Origin of the sequence: Teichococcus aestuarii, assembly GCF_042651065.1 — a bacterium.
Lineage (GTDB): Bacteria > Pseudomonadota > Alphaproteobacteria > Acetobacterales > Acetobacteraceae > Pseudoroseomonas > Pseudoroseomonas aestuarii.
In genome coordinates, this window is the sequence record NZ_JBHSCH010000098.1 from 1 (window position 1) to 12,692 (window position 12,692).

The following is a 12,692-nucleotide window of genomic DNA, read 5'->3' on the forward strand; positions in this document are numbered from 1 at the left end:
GGCGCACCGGCAGGGCGGCCGGCCCGGGCGGCAGGGGGCCGCGCCCGTCCATCGGCCGGCCGAGCGGGTCCACCACCCGGCCCAGCCAGCCGGCACCGGGCGAGAGCGTGGCCGTGCCGCGCAGACGCACCGGGGCACCGAGCCGCACCCCCTCCAGCGCGCCGAAGGGCATGGCGCGCGCCGCCTGCACCGAAAGGGCGACGATCTCGGCGGCGACGGGGCCGGCGGCGCCTTCCACCTCCACCCGCGCGCCGCAGCCGAGGAAGCCCTGCAGCCCCGTCACCTCCAGCGAAAGGGCGCTGGCGGCGGCGACGCGGCCCTGCACCGTCTCCGCCGGCAGGGCGCGCAGCGCGGCGGCGGCGGCCTCCGCCCGGCGGAGGAAGGGGGAGGCGGCCATGGCGGCGCTCATGCCGCCTCGCCAGCGGCGGGCCGGTAGGCGCTGCGGTAATCCTCGAGCGGCGCCAGCCGGGCGTTCAGCCCGAGCAGCGTCTCCGCCGCGCCGAGATAGAGCACCCCGTCCGGCGCCAGGCGCTGCTGGCAGGCCTCCAGCACCCGCTCCTTGGTCGGCTGGTCGAGATAGATGAGCAGGTTGCGCAGCAGGATGATGTCGAAGGTGCCGCTCACGCCGAGCGGCCCGACGAGGTTGGCGCGCTCGAAGCGGCAGTCGGCGCGCAGCGTGGCGGCGGCGCGCCAGCCCTGGCCTTCCGGCGTGAACCAGCGCGCCCGGCGCTCGGGGGAGAGGCCGCGCTGCATCTCGAACTCGGTGTAGAGGCCGGCCCGGGCGCGCTCCAGCACGGCGCCGCAGATATCGGTGCCGAGGATGGAGACCGGCCGGCCGCCCAGCGCCGGCTGCAGCTCGCGCGCCAGCATGGCCACCGAATAGGCTTCCTGCCCGGTGGAGCAGGCGGCGGACCAGATGCGCAGCGCGGCACCCGGCGGGCGGGCGGCGGCCAGGCGCGGCAGCGCCGCCTCGGCCAGGTGGCGGAAGGGCGCGCCATCGCGGAAGAAGCTGGTCTCGTTGGTGGCCAGCGCCTCCGCCGCCTCCTGCGCCAGCAGGGTGCCGCCGGGGCTGCCGAGCGAGGCCGCCAGCGCCTCCAGCCCGGCCAGGCGGTGCCGCGCCAGCAGGGGCGCGAGGCGGCTGGAGAGCAGGTAGCCCTGGCCCGGCCCCAGCACCAGCCCGGAGACCTCGCGCACCCGGTGGGCGATGCGCTGCGCCGCCCCGCTCGAGAAGGCCTCGCTCATGCGGCGCCCGCCAGCTCGGCCAGGCGGCGCGCCAGGGCTGGCAGCGGCAGCACCTCCTGCGCCGCGCCGCGCTCCACCACCGCGCCCGGCATGCCCCAGACGACGCTGCTGGCGGCATCCTGCGCCAGCACATGGCCGCCGGCGGCGCGCACCGCGGCGGCGCCGGCGCCACCATCATGCCCCATGCCGGTGAGCACGGCGGCGACGCAGCGCTCCCCCAGCAGCGCGGCCAGGCTGCGCAGCATAGGGTCCACGGCGGGGCGGCAGAAATGCTCCTCCGGCGCGTCCGAGAGGTGCAGCGCCATGGGGCGGCCGGCGGCCAGCAGGTGCACCCCGCCCGGCGCCAGGTAGGCGCAGCCCGGCTCCGGCACCGTGCCCTCCCGCGCCACCTCCACCCGCGCCGCGCCCATGCGGCCGAGATGCTCGGCCAGCATGGGGATGAAGGCGGCGGGCATGTGCTGGGTGAGCAGGATGGGCAGGGCGGGCGGGCGGCGGAAGGCGCGGAACACCTCGGCCAGCGCCTGCGGCCCGCCGGTGGAGGCGCCGATGGCGATCACCGCCGGTGCCAGCCCGCTGCGTGGCGGCCGCGGCGGCGCGGCCGGGAAGGATGCCGCGACGGCCGGGGCCGGCCGCGCGGCCACGGCAAGGGTGGGGGCGGCAGGGTCCGGCAGACGGCGGCGCTGCCCGCCCTGGCCGGGCACCCGCACCACCAGCTCCCGCGCGAAGGCGGCGTCCTCGCCGCTGGCGGGCTTGGGCAGGCAGTCGGCGGCGCCGCGCCGCAGCGCCTCCATCGCCGCCGCGCCGCCGCGCGTCGTCAGGGTGGAGACGACGATGACGCGCAGGCCCGGATCGGCCGCCAGCATCAGCGGCAGGGCGGTGAGGCCGTCCATCACCGGCATCTCGATGTCGGTCACCGCCACGTCGATGCCGCCGCGCCGCACGGCGGCCACCGCCTCCTCGCCGTTGCGGGCGCGGGCGACGACGTGCAGCCCCGGCTCGGCCTCCAGCATCCGCGCCAGGGCGGCGCGGATGACGGTGCTGTCGTCGCAGACCAGGATGCGGAGCCGGGCGGGGGGGGCAGGCGGGGTGGCATCCGGCGGGGCCAGCACGCCGGGCGGGGCGCTCATGCGAGGCCGGCCTCCGCGTCGCGCCCGAAGGCCAGCAGGCGGGCCGGGTCCAGCTCGATCAGCAGCCCCTCCGCCAGCTGGTGGATGGCGGCGACATGGCCGCGCCAGGCCTCCCCCAGCGTCTCCGGCGCCATCGCCCGCGCCTCGGGCGGCACCGGCAGCACCTCGCGCACCGCATCGGCCAGCAGGCTGTACAGCTCGCCCTCATGCTCGACGACGATGCTCATGCGCGCGGCGCCCGGCTCGGCGGCCGGCAGGCCGAGCCGGCTGCGCAGCTCCACCGCCGTGACGATGCGGCCGCGCAGGTTCAGCACGCCCGCCACGCCGGGCGGCGCCAGCGGCACGCGGGTGATGGCCTCGCCGCGCAGCACGTCGCGCACGCAGGGGACGGGCAGGCCGCAGAAGCGCCCCGCCAGGGTCAGGCCGAGCAGCAGGCGCGGCTCGGCGGAGGGGGTCGGCGCGCTCATGCGGCGCTCCTCAGGCCGGAGATGGCGCGGCCGAGCGCGGCCAGCACCCGGTCGCGGTCGAACTTGGCGACATAGTCGTTGAAGCCGGCGGCATGGCCGCGCGCCATGTCGCGCGGGCCGGTGCGGCTGGTGAGCGCCACCACCGGCAGCGCCGCCCAGGGCCCGCCGCGGCGGATCTCGGCCAGCAGGTCGAAGCCGTCCATGCCGGGCATCTCGATATCGGTCAGCACGGCGTCGAACATCGCGCCCTTCTCGCGCAGCGCCAGGGCGGCGGCGGCATCGGCGCACTCGGTCACGGCATAGCCGGCGCTGCTGAGGGCGGGCACCACGATCTGCCGGAAGAAGCCGCTATCCTCCACCACCAGCAGGCGCGGCACCGGGCCGCCGGAATGGCCGAACCAGGCGGGGTCGCCCAGGCGCAGCCAATGGGCGCAGTCCAGCACATCCGTGCCGCGCCCGGCGATGATGGCGCTGCCGAGGAAGCCCGGCCGCGCTCCGGAGGGGCGCAGCGCCAGCGGCTCCTGCACCACGTCCAGGATCTCGTCCACCATCAGGCCCAGCATCCGCTCGCCCTCCTGGAAGACCAGCATCTGCTGCGTGGCGCCGGGCTGCGGCCGGCTCCAGGCGCCGACCGGCAGCAGCGGCATCAGCCGCCCGCGATACTGCACCGCCGGGCCCTCGCCCACGAGCTCGAGGCTCTCCGCCGGCAGCGCCTCGAGCCGCGCCACCAGGCCGAGCGGCACGGCGAGGGGGGTGGGCTGGCCGCCGGCGCGGAACAGCAGCAGCTGCGCCGTGTCCGTGCTCTCGGCGGCGCCCTCGGCCTCGGCCTCCCCGGCGCGGCCGAGGCTGAGACCGGCCAGCCGCGCCACGCCGCCCGGGTCGAGGATCATGATGACGCCGCCATCGCCCAGGATGGTGTTGCCGGAGAAGGCGGCGAGGTCGCGCAGGATCGGCGCGACGGGCTTCACCACGATCTCCTCCGTGTCGAACACGCCATCGACGAGCAGGCCGAAGCGCCCGGCATCGGCCTGCAGCACGGCGACGAACCCCTCCACCGCCGCGCCCGCCTCCAGGGCGGGGGCGAGGCCGAGCAGCGCGCCGAGCGGCACCAGCGGCAGCAGCTGGCCGCGCAGCCGCAGCACCGGCGCCACGTTCACCCACTCCAGCGTGGCGCCGCCCGGCCCGACGCGGACCAGCTCCACCACCGCCGCCTGCGGCACCGCGAAGCGCTCCGCCTCGGCCTGGACGATGAGGCCGGAGATGATGGCCAGGGTGAGCGGGATGCGGATGGTCAGGGTGGTGCCGCGCCCGGCGCTGCTGCGCAGGTCGACGCTGCCGCCGATGCGCTCGATGTTGGTGCGCACCACATCCATGCCGACGCCGCGGCCGGAGACGGCGGTGACCGCCTCGGCGGTGGAGAAGCCGGGGCGGAAGACGAAGCGCGCCACGTCGGCATCGTCCATGCCGGCCAGCGCCGCCTCGGTGACGAGGCCGCGCTCCAGCGCGCGGCGGCGCACCCGGTCGAGATCCAGCCCGCGCCCGTCATCGGCGATCTGGATCAGGATGCGGCCGCCCTCCTGCCGGGCGGAGAGCAGGATGCGGCCCGCCTCCGGCTTGCCGGCGCGGCGGCGCTCCTCCGGCCCCTCCAGCCCATGGTCGGCGCAGTTGCGCACCATGTGGGTCAGCGGGTCGCGGATCAGCTCCAGCACCTGGCGGTCGAGCTCCGTCTCGCCGCCGGTCATCACCAGCTCGATCCGCTTGCCCAGCTCCTGGCCGAGGTCGCGCACCAGCCGCGGCAGCTTCGACCAGGCGGCGGAGACGGGCTGCATGCGCGTCTTCATCACCCCCTCCTGCAGCTCGGAGGTGATGCGGGAGAGGCGCTGCAGCGGCGCCGAGAAGGCGCTGTCGCCCTGGCTGCGCGCAACCTGCAGCAGCTGGTTGCGCACCAGCACCAGCTCGGAGGCCAGCGTCATCAGATCGTCCAGCACCGGCAGCGAGACACGGATGGCCTGCACCGGCAACGCCGCCTCGGCGCCCGTGCCGGCGACTGTGCCGGCGCCCGTGCCGGCGGCTGGCGCCGCGCGCGCGGCGGCGAGCGGCCTCGGCGCGCCGTCATTGGCGGGGGTGGGGAGGGGGCCGGGCAGCTCCGGCTCCTCGCATTCGGCGGCCGGCTCCAGGAGCGGCTCCAGGAGCGGCTCCGTGAGCGCCTCCTGCCCGGGCGGCACAGCCCCGGCCTCCGGCGCGGCCAGCGCCTCCAGCCGGGCGCGCAGCGCCGCGTCGTCGCCCGGCGGCTCGGCGCCGGTCTCGGCCAGGCCCGCCATGATGGTGCGGATGGCGTCGATCGAGGCCAGCACGGCGCTGACGCCTTCCGGCGTCACCGCCCGCTCGCCATCGCGGTAGAGGCCGAGCAGGTTCTCGGCCGCGTGCGCCACCCCCTCCAGCCGGGACAGGCCGAAGAAGCCGCAGGTGCCCTTGACGGTGTGCACCAGCCGGAAGATGCGGGCCAGGGTCTCGCCATCCGGCGCGCGTTCCAGCTGCACCAGGGCGGTGTCCAGCTCGGCCAGCGCCTCGTTGGTTTCGGTGAGGAACTCCGCGATGAGGTCGTCCACGCCCTTGATCCGTCTGCTGCCGCTGGAGGTCGGTCGAGGGGCGTGTCTGCCGGCAGTCTGTTAACCTCTTCTGTCCCGGCCGTAGGGAAAGCGGGCGGCGGGCCGGAATATTTCCGCCACGCGCCGCCTGCTTTCGCGGCGATCGTCAACATGTGGTTAGCAAAACGACCTCAGCCTTCCTCTGCCGCCCAAGGACCGGGCGGAGACGGAGGGTGCGGCGGATGATCCGCGCGGCGACCATCCATCCGGCCAGACCGCTCCACAAAAGGCAGGGGCGCTGGCCACGCCGCCCGAAAACTGGGCGGCGTCGGACAACAGGAATTCAGCCATGGCCCTCAATTCGGTCATCACCAATGCCGGCGCGATGGTGGCCCTGCAGTCGTTGAACAAGACCAACGACATGATGGACGTCACCCAGAAGCGCATCTCCACCGGCTACCGCGTCGCCGACTCCAAGGACGACGGTGCCGCTTTCGCCGTGGCGCAGAAGGTGCGCGGCGATGTGGCGGGCCTGACCAGCGCGAACGAGCAGCTCGGCGGCGCGACCGGCCTGCTCGACACCACGCTGACGGGCCTGAAGAGCATCTCCGAGACCCTCTCCAACGTGAAGTCGGTGATGACAAAGCTCGCCGACGACAAGATCGTTGGCGAGGAGCGTGCGAACTACGAGAGCCAGTACACCCAGCTGCGCCAGCAGGTCGGCGCCTTCGTCAACGACTCCAGCTACAACGGCGCGTCGCTGCTCGGCACGTCGGCTGCGGCGGACGGTGTCGCGACGGCGACCGACGGTACCGACTTCAAGGTGGTGCGCAGCGAGAAGCTGGCGACCTACGACCTGACTGGCCAGACTGCCGGCTCCTTCGACCTCTCCGACGTGGCCACCGTCACGACCGGCGCGGCCGATGAGGCGGCCGAGGCCGCCGCCTGGAAGACTGCGCTGAACGGCTCCGCCACGCCGGCGGCAGGCCAGTTCGCCTTCGTCGAGAAGAAGGTGAACGACGCGCTGAACCAGTACGGTAACGACAGCAAGGCGATCAGCAACCAGGTCTCCTACAACAAGAGCAAGATGGAAGCTCTGGAGACCGGCCTCGGTGCGCTGATCGACGCGGACCTCGCCAAGGAATCCGCGCGCATGCAGTCGCTGACCATTCGCCAGCAGCTCGGCACCACCTCGCTGAGCACGGCGAACCAGGCACCGTCCTCCCTGCTGAGCCTGTTCCGCTGATCGCGCCGCGGCGCTGACAGGACTCTGAAACAGCCGGGGGCCAAAAGGCCCCCGGCCACACTGCCAAGACGGGGCCGCCCGGCCCCAGCCGTCAAAACGAGAGGCTGGCACCGTGTACGCACAAAATCCCCAGGCCCTGCGCGCCTATGGCGCCGTGCAGGCCGCGCGGCCATTGCGCGAGCAGGAGGCGGAAGTCTACGCCATCCTCTCCGGCCGGCTGCGCGAGGCCGCCGCCAGCGGCGATCCCCTGGCCTTCACGCGCGCCCGCGCCGATGCGCGCCGCCTGTTCACCGCGGTCCAGACGCTGGTGCTGCACGAATCCTGCGAATTGCCGCGCGAGCTGCGTGGCCTGATTGCCTCGGTCGCCGCCGCCGCGCTGCGCGACATCGAAGGCGGGGAGACCGATCTCGTGTTCCTGGCCGATATCTGCGACGATTTCGCCGCCGGCCTGCGCGCCCGCCCGGCCGTGGCGGCCGTGGCATGAGCGGCCGGCAGGAGGCCACTCCCGGCCAGGGCCGGCTGGTGCTGGACCTGCGCGCGGGCGACCGCATGCTGGTCAACGGCGCCGCGCTGCAGTTCAAGACGCGCACCAGCGTCATGCTCTCCAACCGCGCCCGCTTCCTGTTCGGCAAGCAGATCATGGCGCCGGAGGAGGCGCGCACCCCGGCGCGGCGCGTCTATTTCGCCATCCAGGCCGCCTACATCGCCGAGGAGCATGAGCGCGCCGACTATATCGCCGAGGCGCGGCGGCTGGCGGGCGAGTATTCCGACGCCACCACCTCCGCCACGGCGCGCCGCCTGCTGGCCGAGGCCATCGCGGACCTGGAGGCGAGCGATTGCTGGGAGGCGATGCGCCGCGTGCGCACCCTCTTCGCGCATGACGACGCGGTGCTCGGCCTCGCCGCCGTGGCGGGCTGAGCCGCCGCCATGGCCGTGAACCCCTACCTGCTGACGCTGTTCGGCGGCGCGGCGGAGACGAGCACGGCCATGTCCCCGGGCGAGACGGTGGCCTTCTACAACCAGTCGCTGAAGAACGCCGACAAGGAGACGGAGCGGCTGCGCGCCGACCCGATGGTCAAGCGCGACCTGGCGACGCTGTTCAAGGCGATCGACAAGGCGAAATCGCCCGAGGAGCTGCTGCGCAACCCGGAGGCGCGGCGCGTGCTGATGCAGGGCCTCGGCCTCGCCGACCAGGTGGAGAACGCCGGGCTGGCCATCAAGGCGCTGACCTCCGACCCCACGCAGAAGGATTCGCTCGCCCGGCAACTGCCGGATGCACGCTGGGCCGGAGCGGCGGAGCAGCTCGGCTTCGCCAAGGATGGCCTCGCCAAGCTGAAGGACCCGGAGTTCCGCGCGGTGATCGCCGACGGGCTGGTGGAGTACAAGCGGCTCACCGCCATCTCCGACCGCAGCCAGGTGGTGGCGGATGCGCTGGTCATCCAGGCCCGGCCGGACACCAAGCCCGACATCTACACCGTGCTGGGCGACAAGGTGATGCGCCGCGTCGCCACCACCGTGGCGGGGCTGCCCAGCGAGCTGGCGCTGCAATCGGTGGAGGCGCAGGCGCGCAGCCTTTCCGCCCGCTTCGACACGGAGCAGCTGGCGGACCCCAAGAAGCGCGAGAAGCTGATCCAGCGCTATCTGGTCACCGCCTCCAGCAACGGCTTCAGCCTGAGCGTCTGAGCCACGCTGCGGATACAAAGACGGCCCCGCCGCGTTGCGCGCGGCGGGGCCGTCTTTGTATCCGGGGGAGGTGCGGCACCTCCCCCGCCGATGATCAGAAGCGGCGCTCGAACACCGTCACCACATCGCCCGGCTGCAGCAGGGTCTGCCGCTCGGCGCGGAACTCGCGCGGCTGGCCGTCCGCGCCGATGCGGGTCAGGCCCACGTAATCGGTCACGGCGCGGTAGTTGAAGCCACCCGAGACGGCCACGGCGGCGAGTGCCGTCATGCCCGGCTGGTACGGGGTCTGGCCGCCGCGCTCCACCATGCCCAGCACGAAGACCGGGCGGTATTCCTGGATCTCGACGGCGACGGACGGATCGTTGAACAGGTTGCGGCTGCGCAGGCTGCGCACGATCGCCGTCTCGGCCTCGCCCGTGGTGCGGCCCGAGACGGGGATGGCGCCGACCAGCGGCAGGGCGATGGTGCCCGTGTCGGTGATGCGGAATTCGCCCGTCAGGCGCGGGTCATTGAAGACGGTGACGCGAAGCTGATCGCCGGGGCCGAGCTTGTAGGGGCCCGCGGCGGTCTGCGGCAGGGGAGGGAGGTCGGCGCCGGGCGTCGCGCAGGCAGCCAGGGCGAGCAGGGCGCCCATGGCCAGGCCACGCAGCCCTGCGCGGAAGCCTTTCACCGAAAAAGCAGAACGAGGCATTTCTCACTCCCGGAATCTGGAAATCTGAGACAAAGCTCTACAGATGAACCGAACCTGAGCGAAGCAGAAATGGGTCGCTGCTCGATCAATAGTTGATGAGTACCAGATTCATTACAAAGAGAAGCGCAGCCGCACCTGGAACTGGTTGATACCGTATTCCCGCACGCCTTCCGGCGCGTCGAGCCGCTCGGTGTGCTGGTAGCTGGCCAGCAGCGCCATGTTGCGGTTGATCAGGTACTGCGCGCCGACCAGGGCGATGCCGTCGGTGACGGTGCCGCGCTCGGGGTAGTCGCGGTGCTCCGCCCGCAGCTCGCCCGTCAGGATGACGTTGCGCAGGAACTCATGGTCCACCGTGACGCGGCCGAGGGTGCGCGTGTAGCTGACATTGCTGGCGCGGATGGATTCCTCGATGGTCCGCTGCAGCGCGAAGGTCACCGTCGTCAGCTGCGAGGGAACCATGATCAGCTGGCCCTCGAAGGCGGGGCCGGAGAGGTTCTTCAGCGTCGGGTCGTCGTAGCTGCGCTCGCGGTAGCCGGCGGTGAAGCGGGCCTGCCAGAGGCCGGTGAAATCGTACTGGAAGCCGGCCTGCGCCTCCCAGGTGAAGGAGTCGCGGCCGCGCTGCTCGCTGCGCTCGTAGGCGATGTCCTGCACCCGCACGAGGCCCAGCAGGTGGCGGCCCTCGACGACGCTGTAATCGGCCTCCAGCTCGCCCTGCAGCGAGCTGTAGTCGTTGCTGGAGTTGATCTCCCGCTGCTCGCCGCTGATACGGTCCTCGTAGCGGATCATCCGGTACTCGGCCGAGGGCTTCAGCGACAGGCGGTTGAAGGCGGCGACGCCGCCCACCTCGAAGATGTGCTGGTCGTAGGGAACGGGGCGGCTGAAGCCGCCCTCCTGCACGTCGAAATTGTCAACGTCGAGATGCGCGCGCTGGTAGTTGTAGCGTCCGAAGACCGAGGAGGCACGGCCGATGTCGTAGCGCCCGTTGACGCCCACGGTATAGTCGTTCCAGTTCAGGCTGCTTTCGCGGAAATGCTGCCGGGAGGTTTGCGACGCGGTCAGGCCCAGCGCGTGGCGGGTCCAGAAGCTGTTGGCGGAGACGTTCAGCGTCTCGGTGAAGAACGCGTCCCCCTTCTCGTCCTGGCGGCCGGGCTGGAGGTTGTCGTCGTAGCCCAGCCCGGCTTCGAGCGAGCTGTCGATGCGGAAGCCGCTGAGGCGCACGCCGGCCGGGTCGTAGTCGGGGCGCTGGCGGGTCATCACGGTGACGCCGCGCGCCGTGGCCTCCGGGCCGATCGTCGCCGTCTGGGCGGCGGCCTCCAGCGGTGCAAGGGCCATCAGGCCGGGCAGGCACAGCAGGCCCAGGGCGGCGTGGCGGCGGCGCCGGCTCACACCGCCCTTCGCGGCGGCGCGGATCGTTGCGACCTCTCCCATGGCAGTCCGGAACGTGTTCTTTGGAGGCATCGGAGCGATCCCAACTTCAATTCGGCCGTGGCACCGCTCCATTGTGGAAACGGCGCAACATTTTTTCACGGAATCGGCTCAGATCAAGCCTTCTCTTCGCCTTCTAAGCGGCGGATAGCGCGGAGTTGCGCTTTTCCGGAAGGCTGCGTCCCTGGGGCAACGCCCACCCTGTCGCGGAAGCGGGGGGCTGGCAAGGCCATGAGCGGGCCGGCGCCGCGGCGGCGGCTTTTTCCGGCCCGCTGTGGCCATGCTGCGTCACCGCAGCGCGTGCTTCACGACTCCGCGCCGCCGTTTCCCGGCCCGTCGCCCGGTGTCATGAGGCCAGCGTCATGAGGCTGGCATTGCCGCCGGCCGCGGTGGTGTTGATGCTGACGGAACGCTCCAGCACCAGCATCTCCAGCGGCAGGCTGCCGCCGGGCCCGGCGGCGAGCACGGGGACGAGCGGGCCTTCCAGGGCCGCGGCGGCCTGGCACAGGGCCAGCCGCCCGGCCTCGTCGCCCTCGTGCAGCACGGCGGCGCAGCCGGCGGGGTCCGGCGTGGCGGCAGGGGTGATCCAGGCGCGCAGCGGCTCCGGCAGGGAGGGCTGCAAGGTGGCGGGGGCCAGCAGGCGGACGGTGTTGCCGGCCACCAGCGCGGCATCGACCAGCCGGGCCAGCCCGGCCTCGGTCGTGACGCAGCAGAGCACCGGTCCGCGCGGGTACAGCCCGTGGCGGTTCTCCTCGCCCACCGGGCCGGGCAGCAGGCGGGGCGGCGCCAGCGGCGCCGGCGTGTCGGGCACCGGAAGGCCGCGACCGCCCAGCCATTCGCGCCAGAGCCGCGCCGGCTCCGGCAGGCTGCCCTCGGGCAATCCCATCGCGGCCGGGCAGGCGGCGAGCAGCCGGCGCAGGTAGAGCGGCCCGCCGGCCTTGGGGCCGGTGCCGGAAAGCCCGTGCCCGCCGAAGGGCTGCACCCCCACCACCGCGCCGATCTGGTTGCGGTTGACATAGATGTTGCCGGCCGGGGCCTGCTCCGCCAGCCGCCGGATGGTCGCGTCGATGCGCGAATGCACGCCGAAGGTCAGCGCGTAGCCGGTGGCCCGCAGGTCCCGCAGGAGGTCCCCCAGCGCGTCGCGGCGGAAGCGCAGCACGTGCAGCACCGGGCCGAACACCTCCCGCTCCAGCGCCGCCACCCGGTCGATCTCGATCAGGGTTGGCGCCACGAAGCTGCCCCGCGCGCAGTCCTCCGGCAGCGCCAGTGCGTGCACGGCGTGCCCCCTGCCGCGCATGGCCTCGACATGCGCCACGATGCCGGCGCGCGCCGCCTCGCTGATGACGGGCCCGACATCGGTGGAAAGCCGGTCCGGATTGCCGACCGAGAGCTCGGCCATGGCGCCCTTCAGCATGGCCAGGATGCGGTCCGCCGCCTCCTCCTGCAGGCAGAGCAGGCGCAGGGCGGAGCAGCGCTGCCCGGCGCTGTCGAAGGCCGAGGCGAGCACATCGGCCACCACCTGCTCGGCCAGGGCGGAGCTGTCCACCACCATCGCGTTCTGCCCGCCTGTCTCCGCGACCAGCGGGACGGGCCGGCCATCGGCGCCGAGCCGCCCGGCGAGTTGCCGCTGGATCAGCCGCGCCACATCGGTGGAGCCGGTGAACATCACGCCCTGCACGCGCGGGTCGGCCACCAGCCGGGCGCCCACCGCGCCATCGCCTGGCAGGAGTTGCGTCGCCTCGGGCGGCACGCCCGCCTCGTGCAGCAGGCCAATGGCGAGGCTGGCGGTCAGCGGCGCCTCCTCCGCCGGCTTGGCCAGCACGGCATTGCCCGCCGCCAGCGCCGCCGCCACCTGTCCGGTGAAGATGGCCAGCGGGAAGTTCCAGGGCGAGATGCAGGCGACGGGGCCGAGCGGCCGGTGGGCCTCGGCGCCAAGGTCCCGCGCCTGGGCGGCGTAGTAGCGGAGGAAGTCCACCGCCTCGCGCACCTCGCCCACGGCGTTGGGCAGCGACTTGCCCGCCTCCCGCACGAGCGGGCCGAGGAGGGCTGGCAGGCGCGCTTCCATCAGCCCGGCGGCGCGGTCCAGACAGTCGGCGCGGCGGGCGGCGGGCAGCGCCGCCCAGCCCGGCGTGGCCTCGGCGGCGCGGGCCAGGGCGGCCTGGTGGTTGGCCGCCGTGGCCTGGGCCACCTGGCCCACCACGACCCGCTCATCGGCGGGGTTGC

General features: G+C 73.5%; 11 protein-coding genes and 1 pseudogene. 4 read left to right on the top strand and 8 right to left on the bottom strand.

Features of this window, described 5'->3' with window-relative positions; translation table 11 throughout:
* From fliI to ACFOY6_RS22590, 5 genes and pseudogenes are all read right to left on the bottom strand, one after another.
* Positions 1-409, bottom strand: a pseudogene (fliI, locus tag ACFOY6_RS22570) (flagellum-specific ATP synthase FliI); the annotation flags it as partial.
* On the bottom strand, positions 406-1,242 hold the full coding sequence (locus tag ACFOY6_RS22575; protein WP_379652300.1) for a CheR family methyltransferase: 837 nt from the start codon (positions 1,240-1,242) through the stop codon (positions 406-408). The pseudogene fliI and the gene ACFOY6_RS22575, both read right to left, overlap by 4 nt.
* Positions 1,239-2,369 (bottom strand): chemotaxis-specific protein-glutamate methyltransferase CheB, encoded by a 1,131-nt coding sequence (gene cheB / locus ACFOY6_RS22580; protein ID WP_379652301.1) that lies wholly within the window; start codon positions 2,367-2,369, stop codon positions 1,239-1,241. Before cheB ends, ACFOY6_RS22575 begins: the two co-directional genes overlap by 4 nt.
* Positions 2,366-2,836, bottom strand: a complete 471-nt coding sequence (locus ACFOY6_RS22585) for a chemotaxis protein CheW (RefSeq protein WP_109517129.1) — start codon at positions 2,834-2,836, stop codon at positions 2,366-2,368. The genes cheB and ACFOY6_RS22585 overlap by 4 nt, the downstream gene beginning before the upstream one ends.
* Positions 2,833-5,445, bottom strand: coding sequence for a hybrid sensor histidine kinase/response regulator (locus ACFOY6_RS22590; RefSeq protein WP_379652302.1), 2,613 nt, complete (start codon positions 5,443-5,445; stop codon positions 2,833-2,835). Before ACFOY6_RS22590 ends, ACFOY6_RS22585 begins: the two co-directional genes overlap by 4 nt.
* A gap of 328 nt (positions 5,446-5,773) precedes the next feature.
* On the opposite strand from ACFOY6_RS22590, the gene ACFOY6_RS22595 reads away from it, so the two are divergent.
* From ACFOY6_RS22595 to ACFOY6_RS22610, 4 genes are all read left to right on the top strand, one after another.
* The gene (locus ACFOY6_RS22595; RefSeq protein WP_379637060.1) at positions 5,774-6,670 is read left to right on the top strand and encodes a flagellin; all 897 of its coding nucleotides are present in this window, start codon (positions 5,774-5,776) and stop codon (positions 6,668-6,670) included.
* A gap of 112 nt (positions 6,671-6,782) precedes the next feature.
* Positions 6,783-7,154 (top strand): flagellar biosynthesis regulator FlaF, encoded by a 372-nt coding sequence (locus ACFOY6_RS22600; protein WP_379637062.1) that lies wholly within the window; start codon positions 6,783-6,785, stop codon positions 7,152-7,154.
* Entirely contained in the window at positions 7,151-7,588 is a 438-nt protein-coding gene (locus ACFOY6_RS22605; RefSeq protein WP_109517125.1) for a flagellar biosynthesis repressor FlbT, read from the top strand. Before ACFOY6_RS22600 ends, ACFOY6_RS22605 begins: the two co-directional genes overlap by 4 nt.
* Positions 7,589-7,597: 9 nt before the next feature.
* Entirely contained in the window at positions 7,598-8,353 is a 756-nt protein-coding gene (locus ACFOY6_RS22610) for a DUF1217 domain-containing protein (protein WP_109517124.1), read from the top strand.
* 94 nt (positions 8,354-8,447) lie between these two features.
* Here ACFOY6_RS22610 and ACFOY6_RS22615 read toward each other — a convergent pair whose 3' ends face one another.
* The 3 genes from ACFOY6_RS22615 to ACFOY6_RS22625 form a co-directional block, all read right to left on the bottom strand.
* Positions 8,448-9,044, bottom strand: coding sequence for a polysaccharide biosynthesis/export family protein (locus ACFOY6_RS22615; protein ID WP_109517123.1), 597 nt, complete (start codon positions 9,042-9,044; stop codon positions 8,448-8,450).
* A 111-nt stretch (positions 9,045-9,155) separates the two neighbouring features.
* Positions 9,156-10,472, bottom strand: a complete 1,317-nt coding sequence (locus tag ACFOY6_RS22620) for an outer membrane beta-barrel protein (RefSeq protein ID WP_109517122.1) — start codon at positions 10,470-10,472, stop codon at positions 9,156-9,158.
* A 343-nt stretch (positions 10,473-10,815) separates the two neighbouring features.
* Positions 10,816-12,692 (bottom strand): L-glutamate gamma-semialdehyde dehydrogenase (locus ACFOY6_RS22625; protein ID WP_379652303.1); only part of this gene is annotated, 1,877 nt, incomplete at its 5' end.

What these genes read in the sequence shown, in the direction of transcription:
- ACFOY6_RS22575 (WP_379652300.1), bottom strand. Translation starts at nt 1,242, where the DNA reads ATGAGCGAGGCCTTCTCGAGCGGGGCGGCGCAGCGCATCGCCCACCGG.
- cheB (WP_379652301.1), bottom strand. Translation starts at nt 2,369, where the DNA reads ATGAGCGCCCCGCCCGGCGTGCTGGCCCCGCCGGATGCCACCCCGCCT.
- ACFOY6_RS22585 (WP_109517129.1), bottom strand. Translation starts at nt 2,836, where the DNA reads ATGAGCGCGCCGACCCCCTCCGCCGAGCCGCGCCTGCTGCTCGGCCTG.
- ACFOY6_RS22595 (WP_379637060.1), top strand. Translation starts at nt 5,774, where the DNA reads ATGGCCCTCAATTCGGTCATCACCAATGCCGGCGCGATGGTGGCCCTG.
- ACFOY6_RS22605 (WP_109517125.1), top strand. Translation starts at nt 7,151, where the DNA reads ATGAGCGGCCGGCAGGAGGCCACTCCCGGCCAGGGCCGGCTGGTGCTG.
- ACFOY6_RS22610 (WP_109517124.1), top strand. Translation starts at nt 7,598, where the DNA reads ATGGCCGTGAACCCCTACCTGCTGACGCTGTTCGGCGGCGCGGCGGAG.
- ACFOY6_RS22615 (WP_109517123.1), bottom strand. Translation starts at nt 9,044, where the DNA reads ATGCCTCGTTCTGCTTTTTCGGTGAAAGGCTTCCGCGCAGGGCTGCGT.
- ACFOY6_RS22620 (WP_109517122.1), bottom strand. Translation starts at nt 10,472, where the DNA reads ATGGGAGAGGTCGCAACGATCCGCGCCGCCGCGAAGGGCGGTGTGAGC.